Annotated in this window: 17 protein-coding genes and 1 pseudogene; 5 read left to right on the top strand and 13 right to left on the bottom strand. The window is 68.3% G+C overall.

What is annotated here, in order from left to right:
- Positions 1 to 742 precede the first annotated feature (742 nt).
- The gene (locus IEZ15_RS33080) at positions 743 to 931 is read left to right on the top strand and encodes a hypothetical protein (RefSeq protein WP_189280646.1); all 189 of its coding nucleotides are present in this window, start codon (positions 743 to 745) and stop codon (positions 929 to 931) included.
- A 635-nt stretch (positions 932 to 1,566) separates the two neighbouring features.
- Here the strand turns inward: IEZ15_RS33080 and IEZ15_RS33075 are convergent.
- The 5 genes and pseudogenes from IEZ15_RS33075 to IEZ15_RS33055 all read right to left on the bottom strand — a co-directional run bounded on the left by IEZ15_RS33075 (position 1,567) and on the right by IEZ15_RS33055 (position 4,884).
- Positions 1,567 to 1,839 (bottom strand): DUF6225 family protein, encoded by a 273-nt coding sequence (locus IEZ15_RS33075; RefSeq protein WP_157987301.1) that lies wholly within the window; start codon positions 1,837 to 1,839, stop codon positions 1,567 to 1,569.
- A gap of 163 nt (positions 1,840 to 2,002) precedes the next feature.
- On the bottom strand, positions 2,003 to 2,434 hold the full coding sequence (locus IEZ15_RS33070; RefSeq protein WP_189280645.1) for a DUF6083 domain-containing protein: 432 nt from the start codon (positions 2,432 to 2,434) through the stop codon (positions 2,003 to 2,005).
- A gap of 175 nt (positions 2,435 to 2,609) precedes the next feature.
- Positions 2,610 to 2,927, bottom strand: coding sequence for a hypothetical protein (locus tag IEZ15_RS33065; RefSeq protein ID WP_189280644.1), 318 nt, complete (start codon positions 2,925 to 2,927; stop codon positions 2,610 to 2,612).
- A gap of 20 nt (positions 2,928 to 2,947) precedes the next feature.
- Positions 2,948 to 3,431, bottom strand: a pseudogene (locus IEZ15_RS33060) (Uma2 family endonuclease); the annotation flags it as partial.
- Positions 3,432 to 3,957: 526 nt separating this feature from the next.
- On the bottom strand, positions 3,958 to 4,884 hold the full coding sequence (locus IEZ15_RS33055; RefSeq protein WP_229846259.1) for a MerR family transcriptional regulator: 927 nt from the start codon (positions 4,882 to 4,884) through the stop codon (positions 3,958 to 3,960).
- Positions 4,885 to 4,948: 64 nt separating this feature from the next.
- Here IEZ15_RS33055 and IEZ15_RS33050 point away from each other — a divergent pair, with 64 nt between their 5' ends.
- Complete coding sequence (locus IEZ15_RS33050) at positions 4,949 to 5,710, top strand: maleylpyruvate isomerase family mycothiol-dependent enzyme (RefSeq protein WP_229846258.1); 762 nt, start codon at positions 4,949 to 4,951, stop codon at positions 5,708 to 5,710.
- A 287-nt stretch (positions 5,711 to 5,997) separates the two neighbouring features.
- On the opposite strand, the gene IEZ15_RS33045 is transcribed toward IEZ15_RS33050, so the two are convergent.
- The 5 genes from IEZ15_RS33045 to IEZ15_RS33025 all read right to left on the bottom strand — a co-directional run bounded on the left by IEZ15_RS33045 (position 5,998) and on the right by IEZ15_RS33025 (position 8,918).
- On the bottom strand, positions 5,998 to 6,156 hold the full coding sequence (locus tag IEZ15_RS33045) for a hypothetical protein (protein WP_189280643.1): 159 nt from the start codon (positions 6,154 to 6,156) through the stop codon (positions 5,998 to 6,000).
- Between the two features lie 130 nt (positions 6,157 to 6,286).
- Complete coding sequence (locus tag IEZ15_RS33040; RefSeq protein ID WP_189280642.1) at positions 6,287 to 6,811, bottom strand: hypothetical protein; 525 nt, start codon at positions 6,809 to 6,811, stop codon at positions 6,287 to 6,289.
- Positions 6,812 to 7,042: 231 nt separating this feature from the next.
- Positions 7,043 to 7,669, bottom strand: a complete 627-nt coding sequence (locus IEZ15_RS33035) for a VOC family protein (protein ID WP_189280641.1) — start codon at positions 7,667 to 7,669, stop codon at positions 7,043 to 7,045.
- 14 nt (positions 7,670 to 7,683) lie between these two features.
- Entirely contained in the window at positions 7,684 to 8,139 is a 456-nt protein-coding gene (locus tag IEZ15_RS33030) for a helix-turn-helix transcriptional regulator (protein WP_189280653.1), read from the bottom strand.
- Between the two features lie 368 nt (positions 8,140 to 8,507).
- On the bottom strand, positions 8,508 to 8,918 hold the full coding sequence (locus IEZ15_RS33025; RefSeq protein ID WP_189280640.1) for a VOC family protein: 411 nt from the start codon (positions 8,916 to 8,918) through the stop codon (positions 8,508 to 8,510).
- Positions 8,919 to 9,467: 549 nt separating this feature from the next.
- Between IEZ15_RS33025 and IEZ15_RS33020 the strand changes: the two genes are divergently transcribed.
- Positions 9,468 to 10,421: an immunity 49 family protein gene (locus IEZ15_RS33020; RefSeq protein WP_189280639.1), complete on the top strand. Its 954-nt coding sequence runs from the start codon at positions 9,468 to 9,470 to the stop codon at positions 10,419 to 10,421.
- A gap of 16 nt (positions 10,422 to 10,437) precedes the next feature.
- Here IEZ15_RS33020 and IEZ15_RS33015 read toward each other — a convergent pair whose 3' ends face one another.
- Positions 10,438 to 10,578, bottom strand: a complete 141-nt coding sequence (locus IEZ15_RS33015) for a hypothetical protein (RefSeq protein ID WP_189280638.1) — start codon at positions 10,576 to 10,578, stop codon at positions 10,438 to 10,440.
- A gap of 152 nt (positions 10,579 to 10,730) precedes the next feature.
- On the bottom strand, positions 10,731 to 11,033 hold the full coding sequence (locus tag IEZ15_RS33010) for a hypothetical protein (RefSeq protein ID WP_189280656.1): 303 nt from the start codon (positions 11,031 to 11,033) through the stop codon (positions 10,731 to 10,733).
- Between IEZ15_RS33010 and IEZ15_RS33005 the strand changes: the two genes are divergently transcribed.
- Positions 11,032 to 11,496, top strand: coding sequence for a hypothetical protein (locus tag IEZ15_RS33005; RefSeq protein ID WP_229846257.1), 465 nt, complete (start codon positions 11,032 to 11,034; stop codon positions 11,494 to 11,496). The two genes, IEZ15_RS33010 and IEZ15_RS33005, sit on opposite strands and share 2 nt — an antisense overlap.
- 96 nt (positions 11,497 to 11,592) lie before the next feature.
- A complete protein-coding gene (locus tag IEZ15_RS33000) occupies positions 11,593 to 12,165 on the top strand; it encodes an O-methyltransferase (RefSeq protein WP_189280652.1) in 573 nt (190 codons plus the stop codon).
- A gap of 548 nt (positions 12,166 to 12,713) precedes the next feature.
- Here the strand turns inward: IEZ15_RS33000 and IEZ15_RS32995 are convergent.
- Complete coding sequence (locus IEZ15_RS32995; RefSeq protein ID WP_189280637.1) at positions 12,714 to 13,250, bottom strand: HAD domain-containing protein; 537 nt, start codon at positions 13,248 to 13,250, stop codon at positions 12,714 to 12,716.
- Positions 13,251 to 13,336 lie beyond the last annotated feature (86 nt).

Raw genomic sequence — 13,336 nt, 5'->3', positions numbered from 1 at the left:
TGGCAATCACCCCGGCCACCCCTGACAGCAAACCCTTTCCGACTCCCCGATGCGCCCCACCGCACCACCCCGCGCTCCGCCATCAGCGCCGCGCAAATCGGGTATCAGGCACAATGTAGCGCGGTTCGGACAACAGTACCGTGATCACACTCCCGCGCGAGCAGTTCGGGCCAGCCGTGGCCGCCACCCTGATGCCCATCCTTGGCTCCCTGTGGCCAGTGCCAGGAATCGGCCGCACAGACGTGGGCAAGAGGCCCTCCGGCGCCGGGGCCGCCCCGGCGCCGGGGCCGCCCCGGCGCCGGGGCCGGCGCTTCCGGTACCCGCCCCGCCGGGGCCTGCGGCGCCACAGGATGCGCAGCCCTCGCGCGACCACCAGGGTGATCGCGAAAAGCGCGGTGGCTATGTAATGGGCGGTGGCATGCTGCATGACGGAACGCAGCATGGTGGTGTCAGCGCATGTCATGAACGCGCGCTTCGCTCCTCACGACTGGGGAGGAGCCGGGCTCCCTGCGGGTGCACGTAGGCGTAGTGCGAAGCAAAGGGGTACTCGCGTCGCCAGAAGCAAGGCTCAACTCAGCCGCGCGAGCGGCCTGTGACTCACGAAAGTCTCTAGTCCCAGCGGCATGTGCCAGTCCCGGCCCTGTCTGCTCGAAACGCCACCCTTCGCGATACACCTCAACGGGCGTGTCTTTTCGACCGTTGAGAATGTCGTCTTCCGGATGCGCTTTCCGGCCAGGTGTCGTTGGACCGTACCGGCCGCCGCCCCACGCTGCTGGTGAGCAAGTTCACCGGCCTCCGCTGCCGGCTCGCCCGCTGGGAACTCAGAGGGGAACGAAGCGGCTACTTGCACAGTGTGAAGTCCTTCTGGGAAGGCATCGCGAACGGCGAAGACCGCGTGCAGGGTGCGGTCAGGGCGAACGACAAGTACTAATTTTCCGCAATTCGTACCGGCAAGAACCCAGGGGAGCTGCGTTCCTGGCGCGGAGGGACGCGCCCGGGAAAGCGCGAGTCCTTCCTCAACATCTGCTGTGAGGAACTGAGTTACAGTCGGATAGGCGGCCGGGCAGCGCAGTGGACCCTCGGGTAGTACGCGAACGACGAGAACGACGACCGCCGGGCTCCGTTCAGCCGCTACGTGTACGCCGTCAGGCCGCGAGTCAGCTCGATCTCCCGTTCATGGCGTGTCACCCAGGCCGACGACGGCGGAACCGGGCGCGGCACCACACCACGGCGGCTCCGTCCACGGCCTGCTGTCCTGCAGCTCGACGACCAAACACGTTCCCTGAAAATCGACCGAAACGACTGCGGAAATCCCAGAGCAGAGCCTGTCCCCTACCCCAGCAGGGAGCCCGAGGGAGGTTGTCAACTCTCGATTCCGAGTCTGCCGAGGCGGAAACAAGTCTTCTGCTCCGAGTCCGAACGCGTCGAAGCACGGAACCAGCACTGCCGTTCGCCGCTGCGGCGATGCTGCTGGCCCGCCAAGGGTGGGACCGCAGAAATCCGCGGCCTGGCAATGACGGCACCGAGCCGGAAGACGCCCCGGTCGGGGGGGTAACCGCGGCGGGTTCAGTCGAGGATGTCGTACTCGTCGGCCTTCCAGTCGGCAAACAGGGTCAGTGCCTTCTCGGTCTCCGCGCGCTCGGGCGAGGTGGAGGTCGCCGGCCACCAGTTCTCAACGTGTTCGGCGTTCACGAGCACGAAGTCGCGGTATCCGTCGAAGTCGCCGGGGTCTTCAGCAACACCGATGTGGATGGGTGTGTCATCGGGCAGGTCTTTGATGGCTTCGCGGAGCTGTGCGGCGTTCCATACCTGCGGGGCGTGGTCAAAGGTGTCGGCCATGGGCACAGGATGCAGGACCACACCGGAAGTCCACGTGAGGACACGGCTGCACCCCGGGCCAGAGCGCTGATCCGGGGTACAGGGGACCGGGGTGCGGGACTGATCACCGGGTGGTGAACCGAACCCCGCCGGTGGACACGGTGCCGGGCCGGTCAAGCCGTGGTCAGCCAGTGTCGGGGAGGTCCCAGTCGTCGGGCAGGTTGAACAGGCGCTGTGCCCGGCGTTCGTTCTCCTGCCGGAGCGCGGTGGCCCACAGCGGGGGGTCTTCGCGCGGGAGGTAGGGGCAGACCATGCGGTGCGCGATGCGGCACTGGGCGCCGGGGAGGGGTTCGGCGTCCCACAGGTTCATGGCGGCCCCGTCCGAGGTAATGATCCAGCGTCGGCGCGGGGGCACGGTGTGGGCTGGGACGACGATCCTCGGTTCAAGGAGGACCCAGTGGCCTTCGTAGTGGGTGGGGTAGCGGTCTTGTGGGAGATCACAGAAGGAGCAGTCGGGTGCGGCAGGCGGCGGTGGGGCGGTGGCGCCTTCGAGGGCGGCTTGAAGTGCGTCGTCGGGGCGGTCCGGGACGGGCGTGGTGTTCTCGGTGTCCCCCATGCTCTTCAGGGTCCGGACGGGTCGTCAGGTGCGGTAGGGCGCGATCCAGCCGCGCTGGACGGGAAAGAACCCGTCCAGTGTGCTGTTCGGCGGCACACGGGGCTTGTGCAGGCACACAGTCCGCGTCGCGGCGGGCTGGATCCCAAGAACGGCTGAGGCTGGGCGGTCTTCTACGTCAGAACTTCCCCTTTGCCGGGTCGGCAATGTCCTGTGCGACCCCCAGGGCGTACGCCCTGGGGAACTGCCCGCTGGAAGTGACCTCGATCAGTACGCGGCCCACCCGGACTGTCACCTGTGCGTCCTCGGGAAGATTTACTCCGTACGAGGCGTCCCCAAGTCCGGCCCCGTGCTCAGGCAGCGTTCCCCCTCGGCATGCGACATCAGTATCCCTGCCCTGTTCGAGGGCTTCCTTCGCATTGGCGACGTCCACGTACTCCTGGAGACCGAAGTCGATGCCGTTGCCGGTTTTGGGGTTGTGGCGGCAGATCGACATGCTCAGCCCGGTCTGCCTCTCGGACCGTCGACCCAGGTGTAGCCCAGGTGACCGGGCTCGGAGAACAGGGTGACGCTGCCTTCGATCCGGTCGACGAGGAGGTAGAGCGGGCCCGGCACTCGGCGTACCGGCGCCACTTCACGATCCGGTCGGCTTCCGCGTTCGACTCCGACGTCGCTTCCACGACGAGGAGTGTCTGGTCGGGGAGCAGCGCCCCGCCGCCCTTGGCGAGTTCCTCGGGAACGACGGCGATGTCGGGGACGTACCAGTTCGAAGACCCGGGCAGGTCCAGGTTCCCGGAGCCTTCGACGCAGCCGAGTTCGTCGACGCGGTCCTGGAGCTGCCGACGCACTACGCGGGCGGACGTTCGTGGTCCCAGGTCGGTGACACGGGCTCGATTATCCCCTCGGTGATCTGGACGCGGTCCCCGCGGATGTGCTGGACGGCGTATTTGAGGGCGCGTTCGGAGTCGATCCCCTGGCTGTAGTCGGGCGCACTGGTCATTCCGTGTCTCCTCCCACGCAGTCAGCCCAGACAACTCCAGGTAGCGGCCCGGCAAAGGTTCCGTTCTCGCCGACGGCGTCGGCTGTGGTGTGCGGGGCTCAAGGAAAGAAGACGGACCCAGCCTTGCCGGGATGGCTCGCAAAGCCGTGTCCCCGGGCGAGCCCCGTCCATCTGATCGCGGCCCAGCACACCGCACCGCGGCGGCATCCGGGACGAATCGCCATCAGGCTCAGTGCGGGCCCCGCGCTGATGAGCCTTCTACCAGCACACGCCGCAGAACCGCGCGGGACGACACGAGCTCGCCGCATATCTCACAGCGGGGAGTTTCGTCATGGGCGCTGCTTCAACGCAGTTCAGTTACGGCGGTATCTGCTCGCAGGCCGTCACACATCACAGGCGTCAGAAGGCCCGGCGTGCCCACGGAACCCCCGGGAGTTGTTCCATCGTCGAGCTACTGACCAGCAGCGACTGCACATCCTCCGGCCTTCAACGTCACCCCGGACCGCCCCGGTCCGCTGGGCACGCCTCAGTAGCACCCGTCAGGAATTACGGAGCGTTCGAGGGAGTCGGTCAGCCACAGGTGGGACGCGCCGAGTGTGACCGGGTCGCCGCCGGCCTCGGCCACGAGCCGCCAGTAGCGGCGCATCCGCGGGTCGCGGTCGGCGGCCACGTGGGCCAGCAGCCGGCCTCTGAACTGCGGGGTGTCGCTGCCGCCGCGCACCGAGGCGTGTGCCCCGACGAACCGATCGAGTTCGGGGCCCACGCGGGGAGGCTCGCCCGCCTGCACCATGGGCCGGGCCAGCGCGCACGCCTCGCTGATCCCGTTCATCAGCTCGGCCTCGTCGGCGATCAGTTCGGCGTTGGCACGCGCCATGGCCAGCAGGACGCGTGTCAGTGCCCGGTCGCCGGCCAGGACGAACAGTTCGGCGAATGCGACCACCTGCGGCGGGGTCGGGTCGGTGGGTGGCTCGGGCACGGCCATGGTCACGAACGCGGTGAGCATTGCCTCAGAGACCGGGGCGACCATCGTGCGTCTCCAGAAGTCGATCAGCGCGTCGCGGGCGGCACCCCCGCTCTCCACGGCGGCCAACAGCTCCAGCCTGGCGGCCCGGTCGGCCGGTCCGGCCTCCTCGACCGCGCGCAGCGAGGCCCGCCGCCAGGCCAGGTCCGCGAGCTGCACGTCGAGCGCGGCCCGCTCGGCCGCGACTACCTCGGCCACGGAGCGTTCGCCGGCGAGCACCTGCCTGATGGAGGGCAGACCGAGCCCGAGCCCGCGCATCCGTCTGACCAGGCCGAGCCGCTCCACGGCCGCCTGGTCGAACCTGCGGTGCCCGCCGGTGCTGCGCACCGAATCGAGGATGCCTTCGTCACAGTAGAAGCGAATGGTCCGCACTGACACGCCGGTCAGCCGCGCCAGGTCGCCGATCCCAAGCGTCTCATCGAGCAAAGGCACTTGAACCTCCACTGGACTGGAGTTTCTACCTTACCGGCATCACCCTATGAGAGGAGCTTTCGTGATGACGTCGATGCTGGACACCGCACGGCTCGTGGAGGGCCTGTGGGAGCAGACCGGAGGGTTCACCCGCGCGGTCGCCGGAAGGGACCCGGACACTCGGGTGCCCACCTGCCCGGAATGGCCGCTGCGTACCCTCGTCGGGCACGTCGGCCAGGAGCACCGGTGGGCAGCCGAACTCGTGCGCAGGTGCGAACAGCTGCCCATCCCTGACCCGTGGCAGGCCGATCCCGGCGCCCCGGACGAGTGGGCCCGGTGGCTGCGCGAGGGCGCGGAGGAGCTGACCCGCGCGATCCAGGAGACCGGCGCGGACACCGAGATGCACACGTTCATCGGGCCGCGGCCGGCGGCCTTCTGGCTGCGCAGGACGCTGAGCGACACCTGCGTCCACCACTACGACGCGGCGTTTGCGACGGACACCGCGTTCGAGATCGCCGATGACCTCGCGGCCGACGTGATCAGCGAGAGCATGGGCCTGCTGTCCACGCCGGCCTTTGAGGCGGCCAGGCCGGCGGTCGCCGGGCTGCGCGGCCGGGGCGAACGGATCGGGTTCCGGCCGAGGTCCATGGAGGGCTGGGTGGTCACCAGGACGCCTGAGGCACTGCGGTGGGAGCGCGGGCCGGTCGAGGCCGACGTGGTGGTGTCGGGGACGGTGGCGGACCTCATGCTGGTGTTTTCCCGCCGTGTCCCTCCGCAGGACGACTGGGTGACGGTGACGGGCGACCGCGCGCTGCTGGACCACTGGCTGGCCCACACGGCGCTCTAGCCTCAGATGATCCGCTAGGCGTTTCCAGCGCCGCGTCGGTCCGCCTGGCGATCTGGCCCCACCCGATCCGCTGTTCAGCAGCGCCTGCTGAGGCAGGGGTGACGACCCGACCTGGTCGTCGCTACCGACGCCGGCCGGGTCGCGCTGACACAGAACCTGTCGGCCACCACGGCGTGGTGACCGACAGGTGTCAGTCGGGTCGGCGCCGTGGCCGCCTTTGGTTGGCGCCCCGCACCGAATTTCGTTGTGCCGGGGACCGTGGTGAACACACGGCTCGTGCTGCGTGTTCATCCGGCAGGGGTGAGCTGTTCGAGTCTCGGTGCTGAGGCAGAGGCGTGGTCGACCGCTGCCCTTCCCGCCGCAGCGAGCTGTTCCGCGAAGTCGGTCCAATCCGGGGCGTGGGCCATGTGCTGGAGCCACTCCGGGGTGGCCTGAACAGTCAGCACGCCGCCACCGTCCACGCTGAGGCGGGCGGCGGGATCTGGGCAGAAGGCGAAGTTACCGGATCGGCCACGCCCTCGACATAGCGGTGGTCGGTGAGCTCCGGACCGCGCTGTCGGCTCACGCGATCGTGGGTTACCGGGGCCTGACCGGCGTCACGGTCGGAATCCGGTCAGGGAGCCAGATAACAACCTGCTGCGTTGTGAACCCGTACCAGCCTTCGCCGTAAGCGACGTTCATGCCCTGTCCAGTCCAGTGGGCGAGGCGAGCATGGTCGCCCTCATCAATTTCATACGGGGCGCTCGTAATGGCCGCCGGCCGGCCGTTCAGGGTCCAGCCGCTGCCGTGATCGAGCCAGTGCTGGTCCGGAGGGGTCGACCCGTAACGGGTACACCGGTCCCCGCGGGAAGTGGGCGCACATCGCCGGGACACCTTCCGGGTCAGCCAGTACGGACAGCAGGCGATCGTGTTGTGCTTGAAGCCGTGCTTCTCAGCCCACTCCAGCACGAGCTGCTGGGCTTCCTCCCGGCTCTCCACGTGCTCCCGGTAGCGTTCGTCGGACCACTTGGACGGGCGCCTCATCACAGCTACTCCGTACGGCCAGTCGACATCTCCGAAGTCGTTCTTGCCGAAGATGGCGAGCGCGCGGGACAGGTCCATGTGGCCTCCAGGATGAATGGTGGGTGCGGCGCTTCGCTGCCCCGGTTCAGCTGTACAGCTTGCCGTGACCGCTCGGTGGGCCCCCACGGGCGGCGAGGCGCGCGGTGCACTCGGTCCGGGTGACGATGGTGGTCGGCCGCGGCAGGCGCATCAGTTCGGCACCCGGCACCGCCCCGAGCCCGGCGGCTGTCTCGTGATCGGCACCCAGGCAGGGCAGGCAGCAGTGACACATCAGGGCATGGGTGCCGACGATGCGGCCTCCCATGCAAACCCGTCCGGGTCGATGAAAGGCCCGGCATCGCCGCCGATCACGAGCCGGTGCGATCCGGTGCCGTCGGGAGAGACGCCGACGTCCTTCGCAAGGGCACGGCGCCTGTACAGCGCCAGCTTGACGGGACTCGCCCCAGCAGCGAACTCGACGTACATGCGGCTGAAGCTCTTCGTCACGGCAAGGCCTTGGCCGACGTAGAACCGCCTGCTCGCGGCCACGTCCGCGACTCCCAGCAGGAGCACGATCTCGTCGACCTGCCGGGTGGCGGGGCCGGTGTCCTTCTTCGCCGAGGTCGCGACCTTCCAGATCGTCCCGTCCGGGGCTTGTACGACACCGCCGTAGCCCCAGAGCGACCTCTCGGCAGGCTTCAGCGGCATGGCGCCGGCGTCGAGGGCGGCGTCGATGAGGCCGTTGACGGTGGCCGGCTGGGACACCGTGAGCGACAGCGTGAACCCACGGAAGCCGGTTGTGGGTGCCTCCGAGGCCCGCAGGCGTACCTGTGTGTCCAAACCGAAGGCGGCGGTGTAGAAGCGGTTGGCGGCCGTGGGGTCGGCCACGTCGAGGGTGACGGATTCGATGGATGCCATGGCCATCACGCTAGTTACGGCTCGGCGACCGGCGCTTCTTGATTCCTGATCGGTCTTGTCACCTGTTTTGCCACACACGGCGGCATCCCCGCCGCAGCGCCCGTTGCGCAGCGCCGATAGGTGCTGGACGGCATGCCGACCAGCTCGGTGAAGCGGGTGCTGAAGGTGCCCAGCGATGAGCAGCCGACCGCGAAGCAGACCTCGGTGACGCTGAGGTCGCCACGACGCAGCAGCGCCGTCGCGCGCTCGATGCGACGCGTCATCAGGTACGCGTATGGCGACTCGCCGTAGGCCAGCCGGAACTGGCGGCTGAAGTGCCCGGCGGACATGTTCACACCGCGGGCGAGCACCTCGACGTTCAGTGGCAGCGCGTACTCCCGGTCGATCCGGTCGCGGACGCGGCGCAGTCGCGCGAGGTCGCTCAGGCGCTGCGCCGCGGTGCGTGCGCGCCCCCACGAGGGGTGACACATGAGAGAACTCCTTTTCATCGATGTCCGCGAGCACCTGGGTTGCATGCCGAAGTAGGCGGCGAGGCGCTCGATGGTGATGGCCGGCTTGCTGGAGTCGACGAGCCGGTCGAGCAGGCCGAGCAGGCCGAGCAACTGCTCGACGACGGCGGGATGGATTCCGGTGGTCAGCATGGCGAAGATGCAGACGCCGCCCTTGAGGGCGGCCGGCGTGCGCGCCTCGGCCTCGGCGGCCGACATGCGAGCACCCCTGCGATGATGCGGCCGCCGAGGGAGGCGAGGACAGCGGCCTGAAAGCGCTGGCCAGCCTATTCTTCGCAGGTGGTCGCGATGCGGGCCAGCCATCATGGCCGAATCGACGACCGGACGGCTCAGCGAAGCTCCTGGATGCGGACCAGGTTGCCCGCGGGATCGCGGAAGGCGCAGTCGCGGATGCCGTACGGCTGCTCAGTCGGCTCCTGGACGACCTCGGCGTCGCCGGCCTGCAGCTTCTCGAAAGTGCCGTCGAGGTCCCGAGTGGCCAGCAGGATCCAGCCGTAGGTGCCCTTGGCCATCATCTCGACGATGGTGCGACGCTCGTCCTCGGTGACCCCAGGGTCGGCGGCCGGCGGCGCCAGGAGGATGGACGTGCCCGGCTGGCCGACGGGGCCGACCGTGATCCAGCGCATCTTGCCCTGTCCGACGTCGCTGCGGACCTCGAAGCCGAGGCTGTCGCGGTAGAAAATCAGGGACGCGTCCGGGTCGTCATGCGGGAGGAAGCTCGTGTGAATCGTGATGTCCATGACGATCAGACTAGGTGCGGCTCCGTGACCCGCGCTTCTCGATTCCTGATCGATCTGGCCATCCGTTTCGCCACAGCCTGAAGCACACTGATCAGCCCAGACTGCGACCGAACGTGTACGTGACATTCGCCCGGGACAACTACTTGGCGCGGGTGGCGCTCCACTTGACTCCGAGGAACCCAGTGCTTTTCGCCGACGAAGATCCCTACCTGACGCTCAACACGCACCCTGGGCCGCACCTCACCAGACCCGTTGGTCACGAATCGGCCGACTACGAAGAGACGGGGTCATCAGGAGGCACCGCGGCACCGTGGGTCAGAGACAGGAGACCGTAGCCGCTTTCGCGCGAGGAGAAGTTGGGCCTTCCCGCGACGAGGGAGTGGGGTCGCAAATCGGGCGGAAGGGTCCCGGTGCAGACAGGAACGCGGAGGCATCGCGCACTCAGTTCCTCTGTCACTGCCGGGATCTCGCGGCCAGACCCGGGGCAATGTCCGAGCCGGCTGATAGCGTGCCGCGTCCGGCCGAAAAGATCATGAGAGGACTGCAGTCATGCAGGAAGTGACGCGCCACGAGGTCAACGGACAGCACATAGCCCAGGCACTCGACGACATCGGCCGACGGACCCGGCGGCGGTGGCACGGAATGCGCTACGACGACGCGTCCCCGGAGAAGCTGCAGGAGATGCGTGACGAGCTCCTCGACCACATCGCCGCCTGCACCGTGAAGGATCCCACGCTCGACGAGGCATCGCGCTCGGCACTGCGGACCGCGGCGGAGTGTTCCCTGGGGGTGCTGAGCGTCGGCTGCTTCCCCGACGGCGACCAGGACATCGTCTTTCCGCTCATCGGCGAGAAGCTCAGCAGCGATGACATCGCCTTCGGCGACGTCATCGAGCAGGCCCCCACGGCCGGAACGTGGTTCGACACGTTTGCGATGTGCCTGGTCAGCGGCCTGGTGTGGGAATGGCAGCGGGTGGTCGGTCTGCTTCTACGTAGCGACTACGCGCCCGCGATCCGCGACGGGGTGCCGTACTCGACGTTGAACTCGACGTCGGATCCGGCGGACCTTGCAGCGATGGACGCACTGTGCGGCTACCTGACCCAGACGCGCGGGCACCTGCCCCGCGACTGGCCCACCGTGACCCTGTGCATGCCGAACGCCGACGAGCGCGCCGAGGCGGCCCGGGAACTGGACACAGCCGGCCCCCTGACACCGGACCAGCGCCTCCTACGCGTACTCCTCGACGACGACCGGCACGCCTTCGAGCAGGCTCTCGTGGACCGGCTCATCGAGCACCGGGAAAGCGTGGGACTCGATCCCGCCCCCAGGACTCTGCTGCCGCTCGGCGCCCTGGCCCTGGCCGCCCTTGCGGTCCAAGTGCACGGGTGGGAGTTGGGCGTCCGGTCCGGCTATCTGCCGCACGGCATGCTGGGCTCCCCGGAGGCGTTGCGGCGAGCGGCGGACGTCGGCGAAAACAACCTGAGCCATTGGACCGCCAAGTAGTCAGTTCGGACAGCCCTCAGTCCTCAAGCGCATCGACAGTGGCCGCAGTCGCTCCGCCGACCCTCTCGGCCGGCGCGCGCAACTCGTCCTCCCCCGCGCCGTCGGCGTTGTCGAGGACGCCGGGTAGTTCACCGCCGTTCTCCGTGATCACATGCATCGAGCACAGGAACTCCTTGCAGCCGGCCGCCTCTGCGAGGTCGGCCCGCTGGCCCGGGACTCCCGAAACTACGGCCGGGTGACAATTGCACGCCGGACCGTGCCGTCGAACTCGGTTTGCAGCTGCTCCTCGGTCAGGAAGTGCTGCTCGCCTCAGCCACGCTCGGACGACTCCAGCTCCTCGATCTTTCGGGTCCACAGGGCTATGTGTTCGATGAGCTGATCCCGGTCGTGGGCCCGTACGGCCCGGCACACATCACGCAGCACCATCGCCTTGCTCCACCATTCCTCACGCTCCTCGGCGGTCGCCGCCCCTTTCGCGCGACCGTTGTAGAGGCCGGTGGTGCACGCGCTCGGGCCGACGCTGCATGTGCCGCGCCGCCCCGACGTTCCCTTCGCCGACCCTGTGATGAGTGCCTGGAACTGGGGCGAGGGCAAGGCCTGGGCTGACGCCATGTCGCATGCCCTCGTCCAGCGCTACGGGCGCTGGGTCGTGGGCTGGCGCTGGGCGTACGACGAAGGGGACTTCGACGGGGGGCCGGTCGGGAACCGGTGCTGCCCGCGGGACTCGATCACCACCCCGGAGGAGACGCTCGCCCGGGTCGTCGCAGCCCTGTGCGCACGGCGCGGGTGGCTGGAGAGTCTCACCGGGCGGTTCGAGGCATGCCCGCTGGACCTGCCCGACGTCGAGGACCAGCGGATCCTGTGGGAGTGCGCCGCCCGGAACCTGATCGTGCAGGTGACGGACCGGGCCGACTGTGGCAGCGGCTGGCACAGGCACTGTCGTCAGGTGCTCACCTGGTTCCTCAGCCGCTCGACCCCATCGGTCAGGGCATCGACGCTGTCCGCCCGATCCGCGACGAGGGCAGCGGCGGCGAGGACCAGTGACGGCCGCTGCGAACATGGGGGACGATGCTAGGTTATCGCCAGGCAGGTTCGCCGGGGTCCGGGCCGGTAGAACTCCGTTCGAACACCTCCGCTGGCGGATAGCATCGTGTTCACCGTGAAGGGGGCCCTGATCATGGAAGAACGTGCGGTTCCGCCCCGCGTGGTGGCTGCAGAGCGTGTTGCCTCCGAGGCGGGATTCAAGAAGAGTTGCATCCCTGAAGTAGGCAGGTTGCTCAGGCTGGCCGCTGCTGCGAAACCCCACGGGATCATCGCGGAGAGCGGCACCGGATCGGGAGTGGAAACCGCCTGGCTGCACAGTGGCCTTGGCGCCGGTGCACGCCTGGTTACCGTAGAGCGTGACCAGGAGCTGGCCCGCCGAGCGGCCAATGTCTTCGCGGACGACAAGCGCGTCAGCGTTCTCACCGGGGACTGGCGGCTGCTTGAGCACCATGCCCCCTTCGACGTCTTTTTCTGCGACGGTGGGGGCAAGCGTGACGACCCCCAGGGGGTCGTCGAGCTGCTTGCTCCCGGTGGCCTTCTCATCCTGGACGACTTCACCCCCTCGCCCTACTGGCCGCCTCGTTTCAGCGGCGAAGTGGACGAGCTCCGCCTGTTCTACCTCACTCACCCGGCCCTGGACGCCACCGAAATACTCACAACACCAGCCAGTTCAGCGGTTGTCGCGGCTCGACGCCTTTAACGAAGAAGGCTTGCGGGGTTCTTGATCACGCCGCGAGGGCTGGCCAGCCGTCCCAGCAAATGCCTTTCGCTGCGGATGCGGGTGCGTTCGCGGCGCTGAGCCGCGCGGAAGCCGGGGTGGCGGGCGGGGTGGCGGGCGGGGATGCGACACCAGACCAGCTTCGCTCCCTGAGTACGGCCTCCGGGGCAGTAGAGGTGCCGGGCTGTGCCGCCACCGTGCTCACCTCGTGGGACGGGGCAGGGAAGGCGAGTGCCTCGCCATATCGCGGGCGCTGCTGGAAGCAGTGGTGGAGCTGGCCGATCACGCGGTCGAAGAGGTTGCGCTGGTAGCGGGGTGCCAGCCTCCGTGGTCGTCGCGGCGCTTCCGGTAACGTGCCTTGGCGCCGGGCGAGCGGGTCAGGGCAGCGGTCGGGCCGCTGCTCCTGGGCGTGGGTGTCACTTGCTGTGTCGAGCGCGGCAAGGCAAGCCCGAAGGCCGTCGTCGTATTCGGCGGTCAGAAGCAGGCGGACGGAAGCACCAGTCGGCAGTCGGCCGTCGAGGGCGTGCTGGTCACGCTGCGGCCTCGGGCAGAGCCGTAGCCCAGTTCGTGAGGACAGCGAAGTCATCCGGCAGGAGACCGAGACGTGGATTGATCCAGTGCAGAAGCGTGGGCGCGTCATGGTGAGCTGCGAGCCATTCCCGGTCCTCGGGGCCGAGTTCATCATCTACCCAGGCGAACGGGCGGCCAGCGGCGTACTGCACCAGTGCTCGAGTCTTCCAGTGCAGGCGCACGTTGGTTTCCGGTGTCGCGGGCCAGTCGACGAACGGCAATGCGGGCAGCCCAAGGTGCGGACCGATCCACTCGTTCGCCTCTGCCCGCCAAGTGGTTGCCCATACCAACTCGTAGGGCAGTGCGAGGAGTTGTGCACCATGGTCGTGGTTCAGCCACACCCGCAGGGGCTTTGTCCACGGGTTCTCCCAGCCGGTCGGTCGCATGCGATGCGTGCTGTACCCCTCAGGCCGCTTGTGCGGTGCAGCGTCGTAAGGGTTCAGCGGGCCGTCTACATCCAGGAAGAGCAGTGGGCGTGAGTCTCCGTTCTTCGGCATGTTCTCTCTCCCCCGACAGAACTCTTGATATGTGAGCTTATCGTGCCCCGGATCGCGTGCCCGGGGCTGATCTCCCGTCAAGCTCG

Origin of the sequence: Streptomyces atratus (assembly GCF_014648655.1) — a bacterium.
Taxonomy (GTDB): Bacteria; Actinomycetota; Actinomycetes; order Streptomycetales; family Streptomycetaceae; genus Streptomyces; species Streptomyces atratus.
Note: the sequence above shows the minus strand (reverse complement) of the source record. Positions and strands in the feature narration are given on the sequence as shown.